General features: G+C 57.9%; 25 protein-coding genes and 1 tRNA gene. 11 read left to right on the plus strand and 15 right to left on the minus strand.

Annotation, left to right across the window (positions count from 1 at the left end):
* Position 1 precedes the first annotated feature (1 nt).
* The gene (locus ACKI1H_RS00825; RefSeq protein WP_440467391.1) at positions 2–424 is read left to right on the plus strand and encodes a hypothetical protein; all 423 of its coding nucleotides are present in this window, start codon (positions 2–4) and stop codon (positions 422–424) included.
* Here the strand turns inward: ACKI1H_RS00825 and ACKI1H_RS00830 are convergent.
* Together ACKI1H_RS00830 and ACKI1H_RS00835 are read right to left on the minus strand one after the other, a co-directional pair.
* A complete protein-coding gene (locus ACKI1H_RS00830) occupies positions 386–835 on the minus strand; it encodes a hypothetical protein (RefSeq protein ID WP_138524674.1) in 450 nt (149 codons plus the stop codon). The two genes, ACKI1H_RS00825 and ACKI1H_RS00830, sit on opposite strands and share 39 nt — an antisense overlap.
* Positions 832–1,092, minus strand: a complete 261-nt coding sequence (locus tag ACKI1H_RS00835) for a DNA-binding protein (protein ID WP_440467392.1) — start codon at positions 1,090–1,092, stop codon at positions 832–834. Before ACKI1H_RS00835 ends, ACKI1H_RS00830 begins: the two co-directional genes overlap by 4 nt.
* A gap of 227 nt (positions 1,093–1,319) precedes the next feature.
* Here ACKI1H_RS00835 and ACKI1H_RS00840 point away from each other — a divergent pair, with 227 nt between their 5' ends.
* On the plus strand, positions 1,320–1,616 hold the full coding sequence (locus ACKI1H_RS00840; protein ID WP_440467393.1) for a hypothetical protein: 297 nt from the start codon (positions 1,320–1,322) through the stop codon (positions 1,614–1,616).
* Between the two features lie 8 nt (positions 1,617–1,624).
* Here the strand turns inward: ACKI1H_RS00840 and ACKI1H_RS00845 are convergent.
* The 6 genes from ACKI1H_RS00845 to ACKI1H_RS00870 form a co-directional block, all read right to left on the minus strand.
* A tRNA-Sec gene (locus ACKI1H_RS00845) sits at positions 1,625–1,720 on the minus strand.
* An 8-nt stretch (positions 1,721–1,728) separates the two neighbouring features.
* Positions 1,729–2,769: a phage integrase gene (locus tag ACKI1H_RS00850; protein ID WP_440467394.1), complete on the minus strand. Its 1,041-nt coding sequence runs from the start codon at positions 2,767–2,769 to the stop codon at positions 1,729–1,731.
* On the minus strand, positions 2,769–4,064 hold the full coding sequence (locus ACKI1H_RS00855) for a hypothetical protein (protein ID WP_440467395.1): 1,296 nt from the start codon (positions 4,062–4,064) through the stop codon (positions 2,769–2,771). Before ACKI1H_RS00855 ends, ACKI1H_RS00850 begins: the two co-directional genes overlap by 1 nt.
* A gap of 630 nt (positions 4,065–4,694) precedes the next feature.
* On the minus strand, positions 4,695–5,084 hold the full coding sequence (locus tag ACKI1H_RS00860) for a hypothetical protein (RefSeq protein WP_440467396.1): 390 nt from the start codon (positions 5,082–5,084) through the stop codon (positions 4,695–4,697).
* On the minus strand, positions 5,077–5,292 hold the full coding sequence (locus ACKI1H_RS00865) for a hypothetical protein (RefSeq protein WP_440467397.1): 216 nt from the start codon (positions 5,290–5,292) through the stop codon (positions 5,077–5,079). Before ACKI1H_RS00865 ends, ACKI1H_RS00860 begins: the two co-directional genes overlap by 8 nt.
* Positions 5,293–5,314: 22 nt before the next feature.
* Positions 5,315–5,530 (minus strand): hypothetical protein, encoded by a 216-nt coding sequence (locus tag ACKI1H_RS00870; protein ID WP_023084896.1) that lies wholly within the window; start codon positions 5,528–5,530, stop codon positions 5,315–5,317.
* An 81-nt stretch (positions 5,531–5,611) separates the two neighbouring features.
* Here ACKI1H_RS00870 and ACKI1H_RS00875 point away from each other — a divergent pair, with 81 nt between their 5' ends.
* The 4 genes from ACKI1H_RS00875 to ACKI1H_RS00890 all read left to right on the plus strand — a co-directional run bounded on the left by ACKI1H_RS00875 (position 5,612) and on the right by ACKI1H_RS00890 (position 8,808).
* Positions 5,612–5,932 carry a helix-turn-helix domain-containing protein gene (locus ACKI1H_RS00875; protein WP_440467398.1) on the plus strand — a complete coding sequence of 107 codons (321 nt, stop codon included), beginning with the start codon at positions 5,612–5,614 and terminating at the stop codon, positions 5,930–5,932.
* 51 nt (positions 5,933–5,983) lie between these two features.
* Positions 5,984–6,946, plus strand: coding sequence for a hypothetical protein (locus ACKI1H_RS00880; RefSeq protein ID WP_440467399.1), 963 nt, complete (start codon positions 5,984–5,986; stop codon positions 6,944–6,946).
* 71 nt (positions 6,947–7,017) lie between these two features.
* Positions 7,018–8,100, plus strand: coding sequence for a toll/interleukin-1 receptor domain-containing protein (locus ACKI1H_RS00885; protein ID WP_440467400.1), 1,083 nt, complete (start codon positions 7,018–7,020; stop codon positions 8,098–8,100).
* Between the two features lie 135 nt (positions 8,101–8,235).
* Positions 8,236–8,808 (plus strand): hypothetical protein, encoded by a 573-nt coding sequence (locus ACKI1H_RS00890; RefSeq protein ID WP_440467401.1) that lies wholly within the window; start codon positions 8,236–8,238, stop codon positions 8,806–8,808.
* A 357-nt stretch (positions 8,809–9,165) separates the two neighbouring features.
* On the opposite strand, the gene ACKI1H_RS00895 is transcribed toward ACKI1H_RS00890, so the two are convergent.
* Positions 9,166–9,951, minus strand: coding sequence for a hypothetical protein (locus ACKI1H_RS00895; RefSeq protein ID WP_440467402.1), 786 nt, complete (start codon positions 9,949–9,951; stop codon positions 9,166–9,168).
* 447 nt (positions 9,952–10,398) lie between these two features.
* On the opposite strand from ACKI1H_RS00895, the gene ACKI1H_RS00900 reads away from it, so the two are divergent.
* Positions 10,399–10,617: a hypothetical protein gene (locus ACKI1H_RS00900; protein ID WP_440467403.1), complete on the plus strand. Its 219-nt coding sequence runs from the start codon at positions 10,399–10,401 to the stop codon at positions 10,615–10,617.
* Positions 10,618–10,954: 337 nt separating this feature from the next.
* On the plus strand, positions 10,955–11,254 hold the full coding sequence (locus ACKI1H_RS00905; protein WP_440467404.1) for a hypothetical protein: 300 nt from the start codon (positions 10,955–10,957) through the stop codon (positions 11,252–11,254).
* Positions 11,255–11,455: 201 nt separating this feature from the next.
* Here ACKI1H_RS00905 and ACKI1H_RS00910 read toward each other — a convergent pair whose 3' ends face one another.
* Entirely contained in the window at positions 11,456–11,860 is a 405-nt protein-coding gene (locus tag ACKI1H_RS00910; protein WP_440467405.1) for a hypothetical protein, read from the minus strand.
* Between the two features lie 990 nt (positions 11,861–12,850).
* Here ACKI1H_RS00910 and ACKI1H_RS00915 point away from each other — a divergent pair.
* From ACKI1H_RS00915 to ACKI1H_RS00925, 3 genes are all read left to right on the plus strand, one after another.
* Positions 12,851–13,732 carry a M24 family metallopeptidase gene (locus ACKI1H_RS00915; RefSeq protein ID WP_440467406.1) on the plus strand — a complete coding sequence of 294 codons (882 nt, stop codon included), beginning with the start codon at positions 12,851–12,853 and terminating at the stop codon, positions 13,730–13,732.
* A 383-nt stretch (positions 13,733–14,115) separates the two neighbouring features.
* Complete coding sequence (locus ACKI1H_RS00920; RefSeq protein WP_138525844.1) at positions 14,116–14,586, plus strand: hypothetical protein; 471 nt, start codon at positions 14,116–14,118, stop codon at positions 14,584–14,586.
* A gap of 65 nt (positions 14,587–14,651) precedes the next feature.
* Positions 14,652–16,106, plus strand: a complete 1,455-nt coding sequence (locus tag ACKI1H_RS00925) for an alpha/beta hydrolase (RefSeq protein WP_440467407.1) — start codon at positions 14,652–14,654, stop codon at positions 16,104–16,106.
* 37 nt (positions 16,107–16,143) lie between these two features.
* Here ACKI1H_RS00925 and selB read toward each other — a convergent pair whose 3' ends face one another.
* From selB to fdxH, 5 genes are all read right to left on the minus strand, one after another.
* On the minus strand, positions 16,144–18,060 hold the full coding sequence (selB, locus tag ACKI1H_RS00930) for a selenocysteine-specific translation elongation factor (protein ID WP_440467408.1): 1,917 nt from the start codon (positions 18,058–18,060) through the stop codon (positions 16,144–16,146).
* A complete protein-coding gene (gene selA, locus ACKI1H_RS00935) occupies positions 18,057–19,463 on the minus strand; it encodes an L-seryl-tRNA(Sec) selenium transferase (RefSeq protein WP_440467409.1) in 1,407 nt (468 codons plus the stop codon). The genes selB and selA overlap by 4 nt, the downstream gene beginning before the upstream one ends.
* 153 nt (positions 19,464–19,616) lie before the next feature.
* Positions 19,617–20,549 carry a formate dehydrogenase accessory protein FdhE gene (gene fdhE, locus ACKI1H_RS00940; protein WP_440467410.1) on the minus strand — a complete coding sequence of 311 codons (933 nt, stop codon included), beginning with the start codon at positions 20,547–20,549 and terminating at the stop codon, positions 19,617–19,619.
* A 124-nt stretch (positions 20,550–20,673) separates the two neighbouring features.
* Positions 20,674–21,300, minus strand: coding sequence for a formate dehydrogenase subunit gamma (locus ACKI1H_RS00945; protein WP_138525837.1), 627 nt, complete (start codon positions 21,298–21,300; stop codon positions 20,674–20,676).
* 57 nt (positions 21,301–21,357) lie between these two features.
* The gene (gene fdxH, locus ACKI1H_RS00950; RefSeq protein WP_138525836.1) at positions 21,358–22,290 is read right to left on the minus strand and encodes a formate dehydrogenase subunit beta; all 933 of its coding nucleotides are present in this window, start codon (positions 22,288–22,290) and stop codon (positions 21,358–21,360) included.
* Positions 22,291–22,296 lie beyond the last annotated feature (6 nt).

Below are 22,296 nucleotides of genomic sequence, written 5' to 3' on the forward strand. Positions count from 1 at the left end.
AATGCAACGACCGACATTCACTGCCGAACAGGTATGCAGTCGCACCGGCAAAGGGAAACAGGACAAAAACGTCCGCCAGTGGCTCATCAGCGTCCCCGTTACCGAAAGAGCTGAATTCCTCAAGAAACTCTGGTCGCTGAACTACCGCTACGCTCTCGAGCTGTTCCAGGCCGCGCAGCTTCCTGCCAATGAGAACAGGCAACTGGTCCAACATTGGCTCCTTACCGGTCACCACAATGCAGCCCAAGCTCTTATTCAGCGCGCCACGGCAGTCGTGGGGGAAAAAACGTTCTGGCGCATCGCCTCTGAGGAGACGCTGACTCCTGCCATGCGAGAACTTCTGAACTACTACGGCGGCAGCCAATTGGATCCAATGTGCGCGGTCTCAACAGCTCCCAGCGTTGACTCCAGCTCCCAACCATAGTGTGAAGCTGCCATCGGGAATCGGCATCGCCTGCCGCACCACGCTATAGCGCATCGGCAGCACACCGCCGGTGCTGACCTTCAAGCGATCAGCCAACGCCAGCACCTCCTCGAAGGAAGCCTCCGGCAGGTACTTGTTGAGGGCGTAGCTGTCACGGCCGATCAGCACCTGCACTGCATGGACGTCCTGCCCGAGAGGGTCATAGGCCAACAGGCCCTGCAACTCGATGCGCGCCGGCAGCCGGAACAGCGCCCTCACCAGCAGCAACGACACACCGGGCACCACCTCCGCTGCCGTCGCCAGCGGCACCAGAAAGACATCCTCCCGCGCGCCATCCTGCCAGCGCCACAGGTCGCTCAGTTCCAGATGCTCTTCGGTGAATTCGTCCAGCCTGACCATGGCCTGCTTCAAGAGTCGTTGTCGTTCTCGGCGGGAGTCCCGAAGTCAGGCCTGAATTGCTCAACTTGAGGCACAACCTCTCCGGTCAGCAACCAAACGGCGTACTGCGGATAGACCCGCAGCAGAATGCTCACCTCTTCAGTGCCCATGCGAATGATGCCTTTGCTGATGTTCTTCCAGCGCTGGTGGTTCGTATCACCCTGGAAGCTCAGATATTTGGGGCCCGCCAAACGAACTAATTGGACCGCCCTGCCGAGGATTTCATCCATATCGGAAATTTCATGCAGAGTTCAATATTTACCCCAAAGAAATCATGGGAGTAATATTTGAACCGTAAGTGAATACCTACCCACTAGCGATGGGCGTTATCGCTCGAATACTGAATGAATGACTCAACAACGAAAAGCGCGGCGGTCCGGTTTGCTCATCGGGGACAAAGGACGTGAATTCGTCATGGAGCCGCCAGGTTGGAATCCTCGATGCCCAGGAGAAAGACATGGTTAAGCTCGACCTAACCCAAGCCGCCGATCTCATTGGTAGCTACGTCCTCGTCGAAACCGTCTGCGACTCCGAACCAATCCCCGAGCAGTACTGCATGCAACTCGTCGGGGTAGTGCCACCTTTGGCCGGAGTGATCGAGCATCCCTATTTTCTCGTCATGGACCTGCTCGCCCCGTCGAAATTTCCCGAGGAACTGTTCTGGCACAACATCCAGTCATTGATTGTGCTCGGTTCCGAGGTGGCAAGCGCTCGCAAAGAATTGATGCCCGAAGAGGGGATCATGATCTGCTGAAAGAGAAGTGGCGGAAGGCAGTGAGAGTCGAACTCACCCAGGAACGGCTGCCGTCCCCCACCGGGTTTGAAGCCCGGCCACGCCACCGGGCGTGATTGCCTTCCATATTGATTTACAAGGCTTTTTCTCCAGCTTCCGTGGCCGACTCCGGTGGAGTGTCGAAGAAGTGTCGAAAATCTCTGCTGGGACCGAACGCTAGCACGTCCTGCATGTGCCCTGGAGCGAGGTGCGCATAACGCATGGTCATCGCAAGGGTCGAATGGCCGAGTATCTTTTGCAGGGACAGGATGTTGCCACCGTTCGCCATGAAGTGGCTAGCGAAGGTATGTCGCAGGACGTGTGCCTTCTGACCTGGCGGTAACTCTAGACCAGCCTTGGTGACAGCTTCATCAAACGCATTGCGACAGTTGGTGAACGGCCCGAAGCGTTTGAAGTGATCGAGAATTCTGCTCTCCAGTTCGGGTGAAATCGGTATCGAGCGTCGACGCTTGGATTTGGTGTTGATGAAGTGCACAGCAGCTCCCTTCACCCTAGATGGCACAAGCCCCTGCGCCTCTCCCCATCGGCAACCCGTGGCAAGGCAAATGGCTGATATCAGCTCTACGTGGACGTGCGGCATCTGGTGTAGCGTGTCGAACAACGCCGCGATCTGGTCATGATCCAGATAGGCCAACTCGTTCTCTTGCAGCTTCAGCGGCTTCAGAGTGGCCAGTGGGTTCGGGTAATCAACCTCACCGAACTGGATCAGGCAATTGAACATCGCGCGCAGGTACGACAGCTCATTGTTGAGAGTTTTTCGGCTGTAGCCATCCGCAAGACGCTTGGCTCGATACTCCGCAAACTGAGTGGCCGTGAAGGCCCGCCCAATAGGGTTCTTGAGCCGTTCAATCATTCGCCGCATCAGCAGCTCGCGCCCGTCGTAATCACTCAGCGCATGACCATGCAGAACGCCCCAGCGATTGAGCAACTCCAGCAACCGGCGTTGATCCTTCGGAGTGGGGTTCCAACCAGGGCTATCGATGCACTTCTGACGCACAGTAGCCTCGAAGCGCTGGGCCTCTCCCTTGGTGCTAAACCGCTTCCGAAAGCGCTTACCCTTGATCGGCTCGACATCGACGAACCAACGACCATCGGGGAGCTTCGTGATGCTCATCAGATGGCGTATCCCCGCCTCAAGTAGCGATCATTGATCAGCCCGCAGATGTGCTTTTCGAGGTCGCGAGTGCTGTAGCCCTTGGCGGTGTAGTGGTCTTCGATCACGTGCCAGAAGGGGAGCGTTCTCCCAACCTCAAGTGCCTTTTTTGAGGGGATGCGCTCCCGCGCGATCAGGCTGGCGAACTGGCCCAGGAACATCTCGCAGTTCTTGCCGGAGAAGCCCTGTGCGGTCTTGTAGTAGCGGCGATATTCGGTGCGCTCAATCAGCGGATCGGCCTCTACCTGGACCTTGGTATCCAGGGTGATCAACGACCAGAACGGGTCGTACCACTTCGGGTCTTTCAGCAGCAGCCGGAAGCTGTCGCAGGCGTATTCCCACAGGCCTTGCAGGTGCGGACATAGGCCGGCGTAGGTGCGGCAGCCGATCACCTCTCCAGAGGACAATTTGGAGCCTTCGGAGAACTGCTGGACTATCGAGTGATGGAAGCGAAACTCGATACGCCACACGGTTTCCTCTGGGTTGTAGGCGGGCTCGCCATCACCGAAGGGATCGCCATTCAGTGACGCCCATACGTTGCTCCAGTAATCGAGCTTGTCGGTGGCGCGTGCCTGGAGCGTCTTGTTGTAGATGCAGAGCTGCATACCGTTGGCCGAGCCGAACATGAAGGTCTCACCACGCCCATACACCGAGGCGTTGCCGTGGAACTCGATACGGTCGATGCCGCTGATCTGCCGCACGCGAGTGGAACGACAGCGCATGCGCTCCACGATGTCCGCGGAAGGCGTCCAGCCCTGCACGTCCAGTGCGAGATGCACGGCGCACTGGTTCGTTTCGCAGTGAGCGAGCACGGCACTAGCCAGGTCATCGAGCATGCCCTGCAGGATCGATGGTTCGGCGCCATCCAGGGCGTGTGGGGACACCTCGATCTTGAGGTGCGGCCCGATGTTCTCCAGCTTCACGTTGTGATTCTTGATCAGCAGGATCAGGCCCGTATCGGCGTTCTGCAGGCGGTACTGGTAGCCGGAGTCGCGCCCTACCCTACCCTTGACCCATTGGTAGCCAGCGAACTCGACGATGTCTTCCGGCTCATCGAACAGCGCCATTACTTCCAGGCGGATCATGCCGTTGTACAGCTGGCGGACCGTATCCACGCCGCAGCGCAGCAGGCGCACGCCGGACAGATCAGTGAACTTGGCCAGCTTGTCGTCGAAGAACAGGCGCCCCTCGGGCGACTCATAAATCTCGCCAGCGGACTTAACCGTGACACGGACTTGATGCTTTGGCTTGGTCATTGAAGTGCTCCAAATAGCTACGTAATGAAACAGTGATCAGTGGGTTATCCGACGTGTTACAGGGGCGTCGGCCGCGCCCTCCGGCAGGGCGCTCGTGCCTTACGCTACTTGCCGGGGGCGCGGCCAACGCCCGAGCTCTCGACCATCAGTAGGGAAACGCCACCGCAGGCGAGGAAGAACCCAGGACCGAGAGCGCGCCCAGCAGGAAGGCCAGCGCCAACAGCACAAGGTCGTATGTCCAATCGGGTAGTTGCATCGCGCTGCCTCCATTGCCTTTTCGCAGGCATGAGTTGGCCCGGCACGGATAAACAGGCGCGCTCGCCGGTTCATCTGCGCTATCGAGGTTTTGCAGTGGGATATGGGTATTGAATCAAACAGCCGGCGGCACGACTAATCGTTTGACTTGATGGCTATAAGCCCGTTCTAGACGCATTGGAACGAATAGCAACGTATTGGCACTCGACGCCAAAAACTCGTTCTACGAGCCATCAATTCCTTTGATGGCTGACGCCACCAACACACACCAAGGGCGCTGCCCTTGTCATCCCGCTCTTGCCGCCGAGGGCTCGGGAGCGCGGGGCGGAGAAGCTGCCCCACGCTCACCGGCCGAGGCTGATGAGGGGCATGCGTTCAAGGGTTCGCTCCGCCCGTGCTTCCGTTCGCCGGAACGGTGGAGCTGTTCCGACGAGCCGGGAGCGCGGCCCTTGAGCGCGAATCGTCAGGGTGGGTGACGCGGCCCAGTACGTTGCCGGAACCGTGCCGGTCGCGGTACCGCATCACCCGAATCGTGCGCACGTTTGACCAGAACATCTCGTTGGGAAATGGCTCGTCACCAGCAACGTGCTTGACCAGGAAATACGGCTCTTCCTGGATGCCGGCCAGTGGCAGGACGATGCCCACGATGTGCATACAGCACCAGAGCGATTCGGGGTCCTGTTCCCACGCCAACTCAACGAGCACGGTCTTCCCCAGATAAGGCAGGGCGCTTTCGGCATCGAGGACAGGGAATTGGCTATTCATTGCTGTAGTCCCCCGCACCGAAGGTCGCCTTGCCGCGCTCCATATCATCGCGGAACCGAGCGAGGTTGATCATGCGGAAGCACCCCATTTGGATGCTCGGTACGGTGCCGTCTTCCGCCCACTGGGCCGCTTCGTCATACGTCACACTACACATCTCCGCGAAGGTAGCGATGCCGCACAGGTCCAGATTCCATTTGTCCTTGCTCACACGCGCTCCCCTTTTTCGTCGCTCATGCCGTCCACTCCTGTTCCAGCAGCCAGGCGCGGAGCAATGCACTGTTCACCACGCGTAGCTTGCCGAGTTTCACCGAAGGCAGGATGCCTCGGTACACCCACGCTCGGGCAATGCCGTAACTGATGCCGTTTCTGTCAGCCCACTTCTCGATGCGCTCCAAATCTTGCTGCGGCCCTACCAGGGCGCTGGGGTTCAGCTCTTCCAGTTCCATGCTCGTTCCGTCACTATTCGTTCCAATAAATCGATTCGCCATTAAGCGATCCATTTTGGATCAACTCGAAACGGATAGTGCATGGATTTATCCATTTTGGATAGATCAACTATAGATCATTTGATTATGATAAAGGCTCGCGTTATAGAAATTCTGAAAAGCTCGGGCATCCGTTTGCCTGAGCTTGAGGCGCGCACGGGGATTAGCCGCTACACGTGGAATAACCTGAAGAATCCAGCGCGCAACCGTGAAATCAAGGAGGAAGAAATCTTGGCAATTGCCGAAGTCTATCCCCAATATCGCTGGTGGTTAATTACAGGCGAAGTGATGCCTGAGGCTGGACAAACCAGCCCAGAGTACGACCAAGCTCATTCAAAATTGCCCAATAAAAACGCGGGATAGCGATTACTAAAAAAGCAGCTAGGCGATGGTACGCCCGTAGAGAGAATGCGAATGGATGAGCAACTGAATAAAGTAAATTCAAAACTAGAAAGCTTAAATTTTTCTTCAGCAATAAAAGCACTGATAGCTAAATTCAAAGGCGTGGCGACCTGGTCATTTCCCGCTAAAATTTTACTGACCGCGCTCATTGGAGGGCTGGGCGGCTCAAGCTTTGTAGGCTTTTTAAGTGAATACGCCACTTATGTTTACTGCGTAAGCTACGGAATTAGACCCCCAGCCGAAGGGATTCCATACCTAAAAGCATCCGTAACTGCAGCCAGCATATTTCTACTGACGTCAGGCTCAACAATATTCATTGCAGTATTACTAGCAATAAAATACATAATGGGAAATCTAACGGTAATAGAAAGCATATTCAGCCGACTGAAGTCCGATAAAGACGACACACTCCTAGATAAAATAAGGAACGAGCTAGCCTCCCCTTCTCGCCAAGCCATTAGAAACTTAAACTGGAAGCAGTTTCTTTTCATTTTGGTCCCAGTATTTATTTTGCTTGGATGGTTTCTTGCATTTTCAATCCTTACCAAGACTGATGTCATCACCGACCCAACTTTTTTCCAACGACACTCCGCACACACAATAAGCATTCTGCTTTCATCATTCTTTTTAATTCCAGCGATTGTAATTTGGCGCCCTGCATCTTTATGGTGGGTAGCAGCAATAGCCAGCATCACGAACGTATTTTTCTGGATTACACTATTATTTACACCCAAATATCATGCTGAACTTCTGCAAGCCATAGGCTACGGCGGAGGCCTTCCGATTACTATAGAACTAAAAGAAAAGAGCTCCGCACCAATTAACGGCCAAGTTAACCTCCTATTAAGAACAGGAAGCTCAATTATTATCTTGGAACCGAAATCTTCTTTAATAACAGAAATATCAATCGATCAAATTGCAAAAATACAGCATGGCACAGGGGGGCTCTACAGAATGGAAACCAAACTCCCCTAATATGCGCACACATTATCTTTCCAATCAAAATAACAAAACAGCAGACTGCCCAGGAATCGAGAGGCCCGCCAATGGAAAAGCCAACCATATTCTTTAGCCACTCTTCAGCAGACAAAGACTACATAGATCACCTAAGAAAGATCGTACAAAAAAGAACATCAAAAACAGTAGAAATATTTCAATCCAGCGACGGCGAGAGCATACCTTTCGGGAACAACTGGATTCATAAAATAGAAGAGAACTTAAAAAAATCTAAAATAATGCTGGTTTTCACTTCTCCAAAATCCATTCAATCTGGCTGGATTTATTTCGAAGCAGGATTTGCATATTCAAAAGGAATAAAAGTAATACCTATTGGCATCCTTGGGGTAGATATCGGCCTACTAAAACCCCCACTAAATCTTTTGCAAGGATTCAACATCTCAAGCACCGAAGGCCTCAACAACATAATAGCCATTTTGAATAGAGAGTTCAGTACAGAGTACGACTTCGAATTCTCATCAGACGACTACGCAGCATTACCCTCAAACGACACATCACAATCCAACGAATCAAAAACACTTGAACTCATAGACAAGGTAGTATTTGACTTCGCACCAAGAGTTAGAAACTCTATAGGAGGCACATCAACAATCGTAGATGAGCCAGAAGAGATAATTAAACAACTAATAGAATCTTCCGGGCTAGAGTGCGTAACTCAAGAAAACGTCAAAACGCGATTATTCTCCCACGGACTTTCCTCAAACTCACACGGAGATGGAAAACCCCGATCTTATCGAGTCGAAATTGACCCTTATTGCTTAGACTACTACGACTGCATTACAAATTTGTCTCTTGGAAAAATCTACAAGCCCGGCGATTTAAAACTGGCTTGGTGCGACGTGGTACTAAATCCTGGCCAAAACATAGTAACTGATACAACCAGGCTTTCTTCACTACTCTTTAATGCCGGCCTAAAAAACTTCTCAATCGGAAAGCTATACGAGTACAACAACTGGGGAATAACTACTAACACAAAAAGCAGCCACGGGAATCACATTGAGGACCGTAGAGACACTATACGCATAGTCTACCCAGAAGGAAGCTTCTCAAGTAAGAAGCTGATTTCAACGATACAAATGCTAGTCTCAGCAAGGGTTATCACACAAAGCTAAAACCCAATTTACGAGGTGAAATAGTTTCCCTGACAAAAGCCAATTAACTATTCCACCTCAACCCACATCCTTCTCTAGCCCAACGAGCAAATGGCATTAGTACACCTAGAACCTTAAACCAGGAGAGAAATCATTATGAATACCTCCGCCCCAGAGGTGCTTGCAGATCATCTAGCAGCGAAGCTCGGTGACGAGCCCACATGGATATTAGGGGTCGATGGAAAAGATGGAGCTGGAAAATCCAAACTCGCAACCCAACTCTCAAAATCTCTAAGTGCTCAAGTAATATCTCTGGATGATTTTATAGAAAAGCACCAAGATAATTACGTTGACTCACTTCGGTTCAACGAATTATCCGAGGCAATTCGCGGCGCACACTCCCATCTCATCATCGAGGGAGTTTGTTTGCTCGCAGCTATCGAGCACCTCGACCTAAAAATCAATGAATTTATATATGTAAAACGAACAAAAAATGACATCTGGCTAGACGAGGAGACTTTATCACCAGCTGGATCAGTGGATGAGATATTAGAAAACGAGAAGAGGAATCTACTCCTCTCTATGCGGTGGCTTTCATCGCAAGAAGGAAAAGAATTCTCTGAGAACGAAATTAAGCTACCACCACTCTCTGAGGAGATTATTCGGTACCATGCAAAATACCGCCCATCGACAATGGCATCATATATATTTGAGGCTATACATAGGTAGCAAACTCTTAATCACCACCGCTCTCATTATCTGAATGCGTTAAATCATGACCTGACTAGTTCCACTCCCTAAAATACCAGGAACTTTATAATTCTGCCGAATTTTAGGATCAATTCCTGGCCGCTGCTGACCCTCAGACACATGTCGAAAATGTGTCGAATTCAATGGTACGGAAAGCTACGGAGTGAGAGGCCCCAACAGCGAAAAAAGTGGCATTGGAATGTATAGGAACGCTTCAAATCACGATTTTTGAGGGGTCGATTCTCTGTGCATAAAAGGTAGATGACGATCTTAAACGGGCATCAATACTGCGGGGTGGTACCGTCAGCAAGGCACGCCCCGCAGTCGTTCGAATAGTCAGGCGTCTGGAAGTGAAAACTCATGAATGGCTTTGCACTTGAGACATTGAACATGCGAGTGGCCCGCGAGGGCACGACGATCTACCTCGATCCGTGCACCACACTTGGGACAATCCCCATAGATCAAATAGGGGTTCCCGCCGAAAACAATTCCGGAGTTAGCTCCGATGCTGATCCCACTTCCAGACACATTAACGTTGCCGTGGGTGGAGATACTGTTCATCGAGACAGCCCCTCCCACACCTCTGAAAGTAGTTTGGTTGACGTAGTTGCTACTACCACCTCCAGAGGAGTGGAGGAGAGTACTCTCCGCATTCACCGTAGTATGCTCAATGGAATTATGCCCACCAGATCTAGCCAAAAACTTGGCTGATTCCGCTGCGATGAACGAGTGGACAATGTGCTGGAAGCCACTGTCATCCGCAATGGCACAAAACTCCTTTTGATGGGTTCCGAGCTCACGCAGAAATCCCATCACGTTTGCGCGAAGGTGCGGATTAGCCTCTACCGTTTTAGCAATTTCCAGCATCGAATCTTCTACGGACTCAGCCTCAACCGTTCGGCTATTGAGACGAGTGATCTCCCCCCAGATCTCTTCCAGACGCGCGTCGAACTCCTTGTCGGAAAGGTGACGATCAAGGGCTTGTCCAGCCTGCTGTATTACCGGGAGAGGTAGCAAACTCAAACAAAATCCCAGAAATCTGAGTGGCGCGCGTATGCCATGACGCTCCCACAACTTCCTGATCTGAGAGCTGGAAGCCTCGACTTCTGCAGAATGACTCATGAGAACTCCTAACGTTTCACTGTGCGTTGCGCTCTGAAAAGAGCACCTGGGTTCGTTGTTGGATGCCGGATAGGCAAGATGAAAAAACAAAAAATCTCGCCCCGAGATTACGAAGTCGTCAACAGCGTGTCTACGCGCACACGGCACGTGTCGAATAAGTGTCGAAATCAATGATACGAAAAGCTACGCAGTGAGACGTCGGAACAGCGAAAACAGTGGCATTGGAACGTATAGCAACGCTTCAAAGCACTATTTTAGAGGGTTTGAAGCCCGGCCACGCCACCGGGCGTGATTGCCTTCCCTGGACAGAAGCCGGCTGCGCGAGTGCAGCGGCGAAAGCGGGAGCCCGGATGTTGCCACTATTGACGTGACGGATGCCAGCGCAGTGATGCCGCAGCAGCCGATAAATCAGCCAGTCCCCACCATCCACCGAGCACGGGAGTCCCCATGGGCAACCTGTTGTTAAGCCGCAATATCCTTGAAGCCATCCATCTCTTCGCGGACCCTGAGTGCTCCGACGAAGAACTCATCCGCCAACTTCGCAGCCAAAAGCTGGTGATCAGAATCGGCGGGGTCTGGGAAAAACAAGTGAGACTTGTCATCTCCGCGCCGCCTTGTATTCGAGTTTTGCGCGAGGAACTGCTGCCGGCCGACACGCACCAGTAACGCAGCGCAAAGAACCCGTCATCCTTTCGGATCGAGTGCGCTCCTAAGGTATCCACCTTCGACGAAAGCCCCTTTCCCGGTCGAAGACAAAGGTCCAGACAAGAACAAAACTAGCTTTTCGTCCGCGAAAATCCGCTCATCGAGCACATTGCGATGCTCCGGAGGAGTAGTTCCAAGAGTTCAACTCCCTCTGCCCGGAAGGTCCACTTAACCCCAAGCGGTCCGCCGCCTCAGGCAGCTACCGACCCATAGCGGTCATTAGCTTCTGCCTGTCTACGAGTTTGTATACCCTCTCGAAATTCGTTTCGCACACTCGTTTCAATGATCGGGATCTTCTATGCAGACTGACCAGACCAGGCTACTCGCCCTCGCATTGCTTGAGATCAGGACGCTGCTCGCTGACTATTTGGGCGGCGAAGCAGATGCTCCAATGTGTGTTCGTGTTGCGGCACATATGGCCTATGCCCTCCACAATGAGGCGGAGGCTGCATACAGCAACACTGACTATCAACTTGAACACGCGATCCGGAAAATCTCAGCGATCGATGAAGTCCTTGGTGTTTCGGACGGCGCCGCATTGCTGAGTAGATTTGAAAACGAGGCGACACTCACTCCACATGGCTCTCAACCTGGATGACCCCTTCTGGCCGATTGCTGCCTCTGAGGAGAGGCAGCTACCGACCCAAAGCAGTCGTTCGTGAATGGCCCTAGACGACCGAAAGCAGTCTATTGAAGAGCTGAGCAGCAAAGGTCGGAAGTCTTACCGTCATGCGAGTTCTATTGCGTTGCCGCCATCTCAAAGAACCGCTTGCGAGGCTCAGGAAGAGCAGGCAAACCTTTAGCTCGCCGTAATCAGTTGCGCGATGATGGCGCCCACCGATAGTGCGAGCGCTACCAGCGACACGCCCAAAGACCAAGCGAATTTCGAGTGTTCTTGATCGGCAGTTGCCAGAATCGCGGCCAGGTAAGGCAAGTTGACGGCGTGTTTCAGTTCGCCGGCCTTCACAGCGAACAGCTTGACTGACGAGTTTTCACCGGTCGGATATGCATACTTGTGGTCTAGGTAGTAGTAGAGATACCCGAACAACATGTGCTTGTCGCATTTCAGCTTGGCCGCTATCGCCTCAATGTCCGTCTCAATCATCACCGTTCCGGCTGTCGAAGCCTTCGTCGGAAAGGATGGGGCGTACGTGTCGTAGATGCACCGGAGCACTTGCCTTTCCGTCGGAATATTCAAGGTCATTCAACGTCGTCCTGTAGTGATGGGCTGGCCTAGCCAGCTGGATCAAAGCCAGAGAACAGAATCAGATCCATTCGGCGCCCGCTTCTGGCCGGCAGCGGCCCATGCCGTTCGGCAGCTACTGACCCATAGCGAAAATCAGACAATCCGATCACGAATGGCCGAAGGCCGACGCCGGCGAGCTTGGCAAGTTCAGCAGACTTTACATCTGGCCTTCAATATATCTAGCCAAGACCATTGCATCATTCACACTTTCAAGCCTGACAGTAAACTCTCCAGCGTTAGTTTCTTTTGCTCTTGGAATTCGACTAAAGATCTCTTCGCGAGAATACTTCGGGAGCCGCAGACATGGCTTCCGAAAATAAAATAACATCCATTTCTGATTTGGAATGAACGAAAAGTCCCAGTCGTTCCCGCGTAGAAAACGAAAATCCTTGATGTGTCCGTGCGAGCTAGGAAAGAATTCATAACCTTTTAGTACTGAGGCCCACCCAATCATATAAAGGAACGCTTGTTTGACCTCTGTCGTGCATAGGACTTCGTAGTATTCTCGATAAAGCTCGCTATTCTCAGCTCCACGCAGCATTTCACCACCTCTCAAGCCTTAGTGAATATTTCTGAGTATGGTCTATAGCCCGCATGTGTCCTGCCTGAACTACTGATTGTCGCCACTCCAAGTTCCCCACCATCGCCACTCTTTGCAGCGGTGCGTGGCCTTCTGAAGGGGATAGTGTGGGCTAGACCCGATTCCACCGAGTGAATCAGCCGCTGTTCCTTAGGCAAATCGACAGACTGCTTCTGGCCGATTGCTGCCGCTGGCTCGCCCGGTTGCGCCCCTTGGCAGCCAGTGGGATCAGGTAGTATTCGGTTAGGGAGGACATTTTGCATTTGCTCCACTTGAGCAGGGCCGCTAGCTTCGGCCGATAACTGCGGAGCACTTTGAGTTCGACTGATCCATAATGCCCGGTTATAGCTAGAGCAAGGATGCAAGCGATGTCTTCCCGATTGAAAGCCGTTCTATTTGCATGTGCAGCCGCACTGGCTTGCCAGGAGAGCTTCGCCAGCACTTCGTTGATGGACCAGTTTTTTCATGGCAATGGCCAGCTGGCACTTAAGATCGCAGGCACAGCAAGTGACCAGCGCCTTGCAGACCAGCGCGAGCAAGCACCTGAGATCAGTGTGCTACTGCAATCCATCTCACCCCTCATCGCCAGAGGCGAAAGTGGCCTTGCCATTCAACGCCATGTGCTGAAGCGGTTTCATGAACTGGGCTGGCAACCGATGATGGTTGGTTACAATGGCTATCCGGCGGCGATAGCCATTTCCGTGAATGATGGCGTGTTGAACGGTTTCCCCACATCGCAACCGATCCCGCAAAACACACTGGTAAAGGTTGAGTTGGTAGCGGGAACGCCTTACTCGCACTTGGCCCAGACTTGGACATTTGCCGGCAAGAATGCCACCCAGAAACAAAAGATGATGTTGGAAGCCGCCCGGCTTGCACTACGTGAAGGCGTCGAGCAGGTACATGCCGGGGCAGAGCTGGATGGTATTGGCGAAGCAATTTCGAAGACGCTGAATGCGAGCCACATTTATCCCGTCAAGGAGTATTGTGGTTACGCCATGGGGGCCGCGCGTATTGAGCCGCCGCAGATTCTCGGTTACCGCCCTGCACATCCGAGCAATCTCCTGATGCATGCAGGCCAGGTTCTCAATGTGTATGTGCTGGCGCAAACAGGCGAACACAACACCCGTGTCAGTTTGAGCAATGGGCTTGAAGCCTTTACATCAGACGGAGGCGACTCCGTGGTGCTCTCGGTGATGGTTGAAGTCACCAGCGACGGATATCGCTTGCTGACCAGATTTGTCGATTAAAACAGAGGTGCCAGGCTGATTTGAATGCTGCGGTTGTGAAGTAGTTTCTTGGATTCTCTCAAGTTGCCGATGTTGCCCCGGAAGCGTGAAAGAGATTGCCCGGCGTGTTCCTGTGAAGCTCAAGCCAGCTAGTCAGCATCCAGCGAATGCCGTCCGTCCGCTTCTGGCCGACTCCTGCCAGAGCAAAAAGAGAGCGGAAAAGGGAACAGATTTATTTTTCACACGCCGCAGTGGGCACCGGGTCATCCGATGCACCCCACGCAGCGCGGCAATGTCACTATGGCCAAATAACATCTAATTGCCATTTATTGGCCAGGAAAAAGGCGGCAAATTGTCGGGCCGTGCTCTAACCTCGCTAGCAGTGTCCCAAAGAGCCCCACGGCATGAAGCCCACTCTACCCATCCTCGACATTTCTCCTCATCAGGGTATTGGTCCCATCTGTCTAGGCGACACACGAGCCATGGCGCGGGATGCGCTGGCCGCCGTGGGTTTCCCGCTGGAGTCGTACAACGGGCCGACGGATTACTTCTGTCAGGCCGCGATCCAGACCGAGTGCGACGAGCACGGGTTCGTCTGGTTCATCGGCCTGTCCCAGAGTGAGCGTTACCTCGCCCGCTACCGGGGGGTGGATGTTTTCTCACTGGCGGCCGGCGAGCTGTTCTCGCTGATCGCCTCGGCGGACGGTTCCGGCGCGCACGAATTCACTGACAGCGAGTACCTGTTTCCGGGGCAGATCGTCACGCTGTGGGACGCGGACGAGCAGTACGACCGACAAGGCAACGAGACGCGCCCGGTGTGGGCTCAAGTGGGCATCGGCAACGCCGATTACGTCGAGGCGGTCTCGACCCTTTGATCCACAGGCGAACTTTGTGGCGCCGGGGGCTCTATGCTTGTCCCGCACGCTGACAAGGGAATTCCATGCTGAACGCAAAACTCACCAGGGCGCTGCTCTGGCTGGTCATCGTCATACTCGCCATCGCCGTGCTGGCGCTGGGGCTACGGGTCGCCGCGCTGCGCAATATCCCGCCGCTGGAGCCCTGGCACACCTGGGTGCCGAGCGATCTGCACAGTGATCAGATCGATCGCATCGACTGGGCCGGCTACCTGGCCGCCGAGGACAAGTTGATGCAGGCCATGCGCAAGGAGATGGCGGCCAGCCTTCAACCCTTCGAGCGCGTCGCCTACAACCGCTACTTCGACCAGAGCCAGGTCTACCCCGGCCACTTCTCCACAGACTGGAATCGCTCCTACGAGATGCGCCCCGCCAGTGACGTGCGCGGCGCAGCGGTACTGCTGCACGGGCTGACCGACTCGCCCTACAGCCTGCGCCACCTGGGCGAGCATCTGCGGCAGCAGGGCTTCGTGGTAATCGCGATCCGCATGCCGGGCCACGGCACTGTGCCGGCCGGGCTCACCGACGCGGACTGGGAAGACTGGATGGCCGCCACCCGGCTGGCCGTGCGCGAGGCCGCTACACAACTGCCCAAAGGCGCACCACTGCTGATGGTGGGCTTCTCCAACGGTGGTGCACTGGCAATGAAGTACAGCCTGGATGCGCTGGACGACCCGGGCCTCACGATGCCGAAACAGGTGGTCCTGATTTCGCCCATGATCGGCGTCACCCGTTACGCACAGTTCGCCGGACTGGCCGGGTTGCCCGCCCTGCTGCCGGCCTTCGCCAAGGCAGCCTGGCTGAACGTGCTGCCGGAGTTCAACCCGTTCAAGTACAACTCCTTCCCCATCGCCGCGGCACGCCAGACCGTGGAGCTGACTGACGCCGTGCAGGCCAGCCTGGAGAGCGCCGGCCGCAGCGGCAGCCTCGCCCGCCTGCCGCCTATCCTCACCTTCCAGTCCCTTGCCGACAGCACCGTCAGCACCCCGGCGGTAATCAGCAACCTCTACGACCGACTACCGGCCAACGGCAGCGAACTGGTGCTGTTCGACCTCAACCGCTCGTTGAACTATGGCCCGCTGCTGCGCCCGGAAATGGCCACGCTCGGTGATCGCCTGCTACCGGAGCGCGAGCGCAACTACGACCTGACCGTGATCTCCAACAGCCCACAAACCAGCCAAGCCAGCGCCCTGCACACGCCAGCCCACAGCCAGCAGCAGGCAAACCTGCCACTGGCGACCAGCTACCCGCCGGACCTGTTCTCGCTGTCCCATGTTGCGCTGCCCTTTCCGCCCGACGATGCGCTCTACGGCCAGCACCCGCAGGCCGGCGAAGACTTCGGTATTCACCTGGGCACCCTCACGCCCCGCGGTGAACGCGGTGTGCTGATCGTCGGGCTGGACCTGTTCCAGCGGGTGACGTCCAATCCGTTCTACGACTACCTCGTGCAGCGGGTCGATCAGGTGTTGCCGGGGCGTTGATTCCGCCCCTCGGCCTCGCGGTTGCTGCCGCAAGCCCTCAAGCAGAGGCCGAGCCCTGCGCCAGCGCCGAATCCTCCCTGATCCGCCGCTCATTGCCAAAGCGGCGGGTGAAGCCGATGCGGTCGAAGTACTCCAGTAACTGGATGCAGCGCTTGCGGCCTATGCCGATACGGTCACGGAAGGCGGCGGCGCGGATGATGCCGGCTTCGTCGCGCAGGTGCAGGGCATGGCCGGCGAGTTGACGCAGGGACTCTTCGGGGTAGAACAGGTCTTTCACCACCTGGTGCAGCTGGCCCAGACGGGCGAGCTTGCGTAACAGCAGGCGCACATCGCCCTCGTCCGCACCCAGCTCGCGGGCGAGGTCACGTACCCAAGGCGGGTCGAAGGCGCCGGCCAGCAACAGCGGCCAGAGGCGTTCGCGCAATTTTTCGTCCGCTTCGCCCAGCTGGACACGGTGATCCGGCAGATGCAACCAGGGGCCGCTGCTGTCGACGCTCCCCACCGCCAGCAGGCTTTCCAGCAGGGAGATGAAGACCGGACGTTCAAGCGCCGAGAAGGCATAGCGGCGCAGGCGATCACGGTCGGGGCCGAGTTCGTCGGGGGCTTCGGCGTGGAAGCGCCGCAGGGCATCGAGTAGTTGCTGTTGCAGCGCGGACCAGCGCTCGGCGGCGAACAGCCGGGCGCCGAGCCGGGTGTGGACTTCGACGAGTTCGCCGGGCAGCTGCCAGCCCTGGCGCGGGCGGTTGAACTGGCGCGCCAGTAGAGCGGGATCGAGGCCATTGCTGGCGTGTGCCAGCAGCGTCGGCAAAGCGCTTTCAAGGCTGTCGCCCTGCAGGGCACGGAGCTGTTCCAGACGCTCCGGGCTGCGCCGGTTGCGCGCGGGGGCAAAAGGGTCGAGCACGCGACCGCCGCCCAGCGTGCGTTGCGCGGACTGGTCACGCAGTACCAGGTGATCGCCATGCACGGCGTGGCTGGGGGCGTTCAGCACGAGCTGCGCAAAGCAGTGCTCGCCGGGCTGCAGGCGCTCACCTTCGAGCAGTGCGACGCGGCCGGTGACGTCCTGCGCACCGAGGTGCACATGCACTGGCGTCCAGTGGGCGAAGGCGCGGGTTTCGCTGGACAGCAGATTCAGGTCGATATCAATGCGCGTGGTGGGCGCATGCAGTTCGCCAGCGATCAGCCAGTCGCCCCGGTGAATCTGCTCGAGGCTCAGGCGTTCGCCAGCAATGTTCACCGCTACTCGCTGGCCGGCGTGGGCCTGCTGCGCTTCGCGGTTCTGCGCGTGCAGACCGCGCACTCGCACACGACGCCCAGCACTTCCCAGCAACAGCTCGTCACCGACTTGAACGCTGCCGGCGAAGGCCGTGCCGGTGACCACCACACCCGCGCCACTGACACTGAAAGCTCGGTCGACGGCCAGGCGGAATCCGCCTTCGGCTGTGCCTTCACGCGTCTTTCGGACCGCATCGCGCAGGGCCTGACGAAGCGTGTCGATGCCTTCGCCATTGCTGCTGGAGACAGGGATGATCGGCGCACCGGCCAGTGGCCCTCCGGCCAGCAATGCCTGCACCTCCCCCGTGGCCTGCTCCACCCGTTCGGACAGCACCCGGTCGACCTTGGTCAGGGCGACGATGGCGCGGCGAATACCCAGCAGCTCGACGATGGCGAGGTGCTCGCGGGTCTGCGGCATCACGCCGTCGTCGGCGGCCACCACCAGCAGCACCAGATCAATGCCGCTGGCGCCGGCGAGCATGTTGTGGACGAAACGCTCGTGGCCCGGCACATCGATGAAGCCGGTGAGCGCGCCGTCTCCCAGGTCGGCGTAGACGTAGCCCAGGTCGATAGTGATGCCGCGCTCGCGTTCGGCGGGGCGGCGGTCGCCTTCCACGCCGGTCAGGGCGCGTAGCAGCGAGGTCTTGCCGTGGTCGATGTGCCCGGCGGTGCCGACTATCACGCGTCGCCCTCGGCCAGCAGCGGCAGTTGGGCGACGAAGCCGGGCTCGTCGTCGAGCTGGCGCAGGTCGAGCCAGAGCGCATCGTCGTCGATGCGGCCGAGCACCGGGATCGGCAGACAGCGCAGGCGTTCTTCCAGGTCCAACAGGGCGCGGCCGCGTTGGCGCTTGGGCTGGTTTGGCCGCAGGCACAACGCGGCACTGGGCAGCCGCGCGACCGGCTGGGCGCCGCTACCGATCATACCCAGGGCATCTTCGGCGCTGACGCTCCAGCCTTCGCCGAGCAGCGTGGCAAACGCCGGCGCAAGGCGCTGGGCCTGGGTGCAGATATCGGCCTGCGGGCGGCTGAGCAGGCGCAGGCTGGTCAGGCGCTCGGCCAGGCGGTCCGGATCACGGTAGAGGTTGAGGACGGCCTCCAGCGCGGCGAGGGTCAGCTTGTCCACCCGCAGGGCGCGCTTGAGCGGGTTCTTCTTGATCCGTCCGATCAGCTCCTTGCTGCCGAGGATCAGGCCGGCCTGGGGGCCACCGAGCAGCTTGTCGCCGCTGAAGGTGACGATGTCGGCGCCATCGCGCAGGGCTTCCTGCACCGTCGGTTCCTTGGGCAAGCCCCAGCGGGTGAGATCGACCAGCGTGCCGCTGCCCAGGTCCTCCAGCAGCGGCAGGTTATGGGCGTGGGCGATCTGCGCCAGTTGCGGCGTCGGCACACTGGCAGTGAAGCCCTGCACGCTGTAGTTGCTGGTGTGCACGCGCATCAGCAGGCCGGAACGCGGGCCGATCACGGCCTCGTAGTCCTTGGCATGGGTACGGTTGGTGGTGCCGACCTCGACCAGCTTCACGCCGGCGCGGGACATGATGTCGGGGATGCGGAAGGCACCGCCAATCTCGATCAGCTCGCCACGGGAGATGATGCCTTCCTTGCGCGCCCCCAGGCTGTTGAGCGCCAGCAGCACGGCGGCAGCATTGTTGTTGACCACGGTGACGGCTTCGGCGCCGGTGAGCTCACGGATCAGCCCGGTGATGAGGTCGTCGCGGTCACCACGCTTGCCAGTGGCCAGGTCGAATTCGAGGTTGAGCGGGTAGCGCGCGGCCATCGTGATCGCTTCGATGGCTTCCTCGGGGAGCAAGGCGCGGCCGAGGTTGGTGTGCAGCACGGTGCCGGTGAGGTTGAACACGCGCCGCACGCGGCTGGCGTGGTGTGCCGCGAGGCGCTCGCCAGCGCGGCCAGCGAGCACTGACTCTTCCAGCTCGACGGCAGCCAAGTGGCCGTGGCGTGCGGGTTCGCGCAGCTCGTCGAGCAGATCGCGCAGGGTCTTGAGCAGGGCCTCGCGGCCATAGCGTTGCTGCAGCGGCTGGCAGGCCGGGCTACGCAGCAGGCGGTCGATGGAGGGCAAACGTACCGAGGTCATGGACGAACCTTGTGCGGGGGACGATGGCTGGAGTCAGTGTAGGGCGCATAACGCGAAACGCGTTATCCGCCGTTGTCGCTCGGCTTTCGTAGGACGGGTGGAGCCTGCGATACCCATGCTGTGCTCGATGGGTATCGCTTCGCTCCACCCGTCCTACGAGGAGCCGCCCGGCGCCAGCAGGAGGTTTGGCGCGGTGCGCAGGTAGCCGTCCTCGGCCAGGCGGATGTCCAGCGCGAGGCTGGCCAGGTCGTCCGCCTGGGGTTCCGCGTGCTTGTCGTGTTGCAGGTAGAACTGCTTGAGGTAGGACTGGCAGCCGGGGCAGGTCTCGGCCTTGAGCGGTGCCTGGTCGCTGGCGACGCCTTCGCGCTGCAGCGAGTAGTAGGCCAGGCCCTTGCTCTCGGCACAGTGGCTGCATTTGACGCGCACGTAGTGCCATTCGCAGGAACACAGCGAGCAGGCCAGGTAGCGCAGGCCGGCGTGTTTGCCCTGGTGGCGAATCATCCCGGCCACCGGGGGAGCACCGCAGGCCGGGCAGAGGGTCTGGCTGTCGGTCTCCACCAGGGTGTCGTCGGGCAGTTGCAGCAGCCACTGGCTGAAGGCGACCTGCAGCACGGCGCCGAGGAAGGGCACCAGCGCTGGCGGCAGCAGGTCGAACTGGCCGTTGAGCAACCCCAGCGCCCAGGCCTTGCGCTGGCCGGAGTCAGCGTTGCGCAGGGTCTTCAACGCTTCGACTATGGCTGGGTTGGCGGTCTGCTCATAAGCGTCGAGGAAGGCATCCAGCAGAGGCAACCACGCACCTTCGCGCACCAGCACTTCATAGGCCAACGGCGGCATGCGGTGTTCGCGACTGCGCGCCAGGGCGGCGGCGTCCGGCGTGGAGAGGAACAGCTTGCGGTCGAGCAGCGCCTGCTGGGTATCGCAGACGCCGGCAATCAGTTCGAGGTAGCCCTGCAGGGGATTGCCCGGCGCCAGTTCGCGCAGGCGCGCGGCGCGGTGTGAGAACAGGTCATGGGGCGGCAGGTTGAACAGCGGCGGGATGTTCGCGGCAGCTTCGATCTGCCCGGGTTCGAGAATTCGGCCTGACACGCAGGACTCCTTGTTGATGGGGGATTGGGGCCGGAAGAGCCCCTCACCCTAGCCCTCTCCGGTGGGAGAGGGGACTGTCCGTGCCGGCTGGCAGGTCAATGCCAGCCGGCGATTAGATCAAAGCTCAGTGGCCCTTGCCCTTGTCCACATCCTTGAGCCACGCCGCATGGTGCTTGCGCGCCCAGCCTCGGCTGACCCAGCCGTAGAGCATGGCGCCCATCGAGCCCTTCACCCAGATGCCGGCATAGATGTGCACCAGGATGCTGCAGATGAGCACGAAGGCGGCGAAGGCATGCAGCAGCGAGGCGATGCGGATGATGTCGATGCCGAACCAGTGGCTGAAGTAGGCCCGCCACATCACGATGCCCGTCACCAGCAGCACCAGCATGCACAGCAGCAGGGTCCAGAACAGCAGCTTCTGCCCGGCGTTGTAGCGGCCGACTTCCGGGAGGTTCTCCTCGCGGTTGGTCACCACGTCACGCCATTGCTTGAGCCACTGCACGTCGCGCTTCTCCACCAGGTTGTGGTGGGCGAAGCGGATCACCAGGCCAAGGAAGAACAGGAACATCGCCACCCCGAGGAAGGGGTGGAGGATGCGTGTCCACGGGCCGCCGCCGAACAGGTTGGTCAGCCAGAACATGGCCGGGTGGAACAGCGCCAACCCCGAGAGGCCAGCGAGGAAGAACAGAATGGCCACCATCCAGTGGTTGCTCCGTTCGTTGGCGTTGTAACGCTGGATATCTTTTTTCATGTCGTCGGGCTCCTTGCTGCCCTTATCCGCCCTCCCCGCGAGGAGGGCGGAAGTCAGTCAGCGGGGATCACGCGGATCGTAGTCATGCACCGAAGGGTCGACCTTGTGCACCGGCGCCTGCGGGTCGGGACCGTCTTCCTCGTCCTCCTCGACCCGGTTGGGGCCGATGCGGGTGTAGTGGAAGAACCCGGCCAGCACCACGCCCGCCATGGCCAGCAGGCCCAGCGGCTTGGTGAGTCCTTTCCACAGGCTGACCATCGGGCTGATGGCCGGCTTGTCGGGCAGGCCGGCGTACAGCGAAGGCTGGTCGTTGTGGTGCAGCACGTACATGACGTGCGTGCCGCCCACGCCTTGGGGGTCATACAGACCGGCATTCTCGAAGCCACGGGACTTCAGGTCCTCGATGCGTTCGGCGGCATGCTCCTTCATGTCTTCCTTGGTGCCGAAGACGATGGCGCCGGTCGGGCAGGTCTTCACGCAGGCCGGCTCCATGCCCACCGCCACGCGGTCGGAACACAGGGTGCACTTGTACGCCTTGTGGTCCTTCTGCGAGATGCGCGGGATGTTGAACGGGCAGCCGGTGATGCAGTAGCCGCAGCCGATACAGTGGTCCTGGTTGAAGTCGACGATGCCATTGGCGTACTTCACGATCGCCCCGGGGCTCGGGCAGGCCTTCAGGCAGCCAGGTTCCTCGCAGTGCATGCAGCCGTCCTTGCGGATCAGCCACTCGAGGTTGCCGTTGGGGTTCTCATGCTCGGTGAAGCGCATGACCGTCCAGGACTGGTCCGTGAGGTCGATCGGATTGTCGTAGGTGCCGTGGTTGTGGCCCACCTCGTCGCGCAGCTCGTTCCATTCCGAGCAGGCGACCTGGCAGGCCTTGCAGCCGATGCATTTGGACACGTCGATCAGCTTGGCCACTTCCTGTTCGTGCCGCACCGAGGGTGACGGCAAGGTCGTGGCGGAGCGGGCGTAGATGTCTTGACTACTCATGCTTCA

This window comes from Pseudomonas sp. YH-1, from assembly GCF_051990045.1.
GTDB lineage: Bacteria > Pseudomonadota > Gammaproteobacteria > Pseudomonadales > Pseudomonadaceae > Pseudomonas > Pseudomonas nicosulfuronedens.

Bases quoted from the DNA above. Each gene is read 5' to 3' on its own strand.
- selA (WP_440467409.1), bottom strand. From the start codon at position 19,463: ATGACCTCGGTACGTTTGCCCTCCATCGACCGCCTGCTGCGTAGCCCG.
- ACKI1H_RS00870 (WP_023084896.1), bottom strand. From the start codon at position 5,530: ATGGAACTGGAAGAGCTGAACCCCAGCGCCCTGGTAGGGCCGCAGCAA.
- ACKI1H_RS00875 (WP_440467398.1), top strand. From the start codon at position 5,612: ATGGATTTATCCATTTTGGATAGATCAACTATAGATCATTTGATTATG.
- ACKI1H_RS00860 (WP_440467396.1), bottom strand. From the start codon at position 5,084: ATGAATAGCCAATTCCCTGTCCTCGATGCCGAAAGCGCCCTGCCTTAT.
- ACKI1H_RS00885 (WP_440467400.1), top strand. From the start codon at position 7,018: ATGGAAAAGCCAACCATATTCTTTAGCCACTCTTCAGCAGACAAAGAC.
- ACKI1H_RS00925 (WP_440467407.1), top strand. From the start codon at position 14,652: ATGCTGAACGCAAAACTCACCAGGGCGCTGCTCTGGCTGGTCATCGTC.
- ACKI1H_RS00915 (WP_440467406.1), top strand. From the start codon at position 12,851: ATGTCTTCCCGATTGAAAGCCGTTCTATTTGCATGTGCAGCCGCACTG.
- ACKI1H_RS00880 (WP_440467399.1), top strand. From the start codon at position 5,984: ATGGATGAGCAACTGAATAAAGTAAATTCAAAACTAGAAAGCTTAAAT.
- ACKI1H_RS00840 (WP_440467393.1), top strand. From the start codon at position 1,320: ATGGTTAAGCTCGACCTAACCCAAGCCGCCGATCTCATTGGTAGCTAC.
- ACKI1H_RS00910 (WP_440467405.1), bottom strand. From the start codon at position 11,860: ATGACCTTGAATATTCCGACGGAAAGGCAAGTGCTCCGGTGCATCTAC.
- ACKI1H_RS00825 (WP_440467391.1), top strand. From the start codon at position 2: ATGCAACGACCGACATTCACTGCCGAACAGGTATGCAGTCGCACCGGC.
- ACKI1H_RS00890 (WP_440467401.1), top strand. From the start codon at position 8,236: ATGAATACCTCCGCCCCAGAGGTGCTTGCAGATCATCTAGCAGCGAAG.
- ACKI1H_RS00855 (WP_440467395.1), bottom strand. From the start codon at position 4,064: ATGACCAAGCCAAAGCATCAAGTCCGTGTCACGGTTAAGTCCGCTGGC.
- fdxH (WP_138525836.1), bottom strand. From the start codon at position 22,290: ATGAGTAGTCAAGACATCTACGCCCGCTCCGCCACGACCTTGCCGTCA.
- ACKI1H_RS00850 (WP_440467394.1), bottom strand. From the start codon at position 2,769: ATGAGCATCACGAAGCTCCCCGATGGTCGTTGGTTCGTCGATGTCGAG.
- ACKI1H_RS00895 (WP_440467402.1), bottom strand. From the start codon at position 9,951: ATGAGTCATTCTGCAGAAGTCGAGGCTTCCAGCTCTCAGATCAGGAAG.
- ACKI1H_RS00920 (WP_138525844.1), top strand. From the start codon at position 14,116: ATGAAGCCCACTCTACCCATCCTCGACATTTCTCCTCATCAGGGTATT.
- ACKI1H_RS00905 (WP_440467404.1), top strand. From the start codon at position 10,955: ATGCAGACTGACCAGACCAGGCTACTCGCCCTCGCATTGCTTGAGATC.
- ACKI1H_RS00835 (WP_440467392.1), bottom strand. From the start codon at position 1,092: ATGGATGAAATCCTCGGCAGGGCGGTCCAATTAGTTCGTTTGGCGGGC.
- ACKI1H_RS00900 (WP_440467403.1), top strand. From the start codon at position 10,399: ATGGGCAACCTGTTGTTAAGCCGCAATATCCTTGAAGCCATCCATCTC.
- ACKI1H_RS00945 (WP_138525837.1), bottom strand. From the start codon at position 21,300: ATGAAAAAAGATATCCAGCGTTACAACGCCAACGAACGGAGCAACCAC.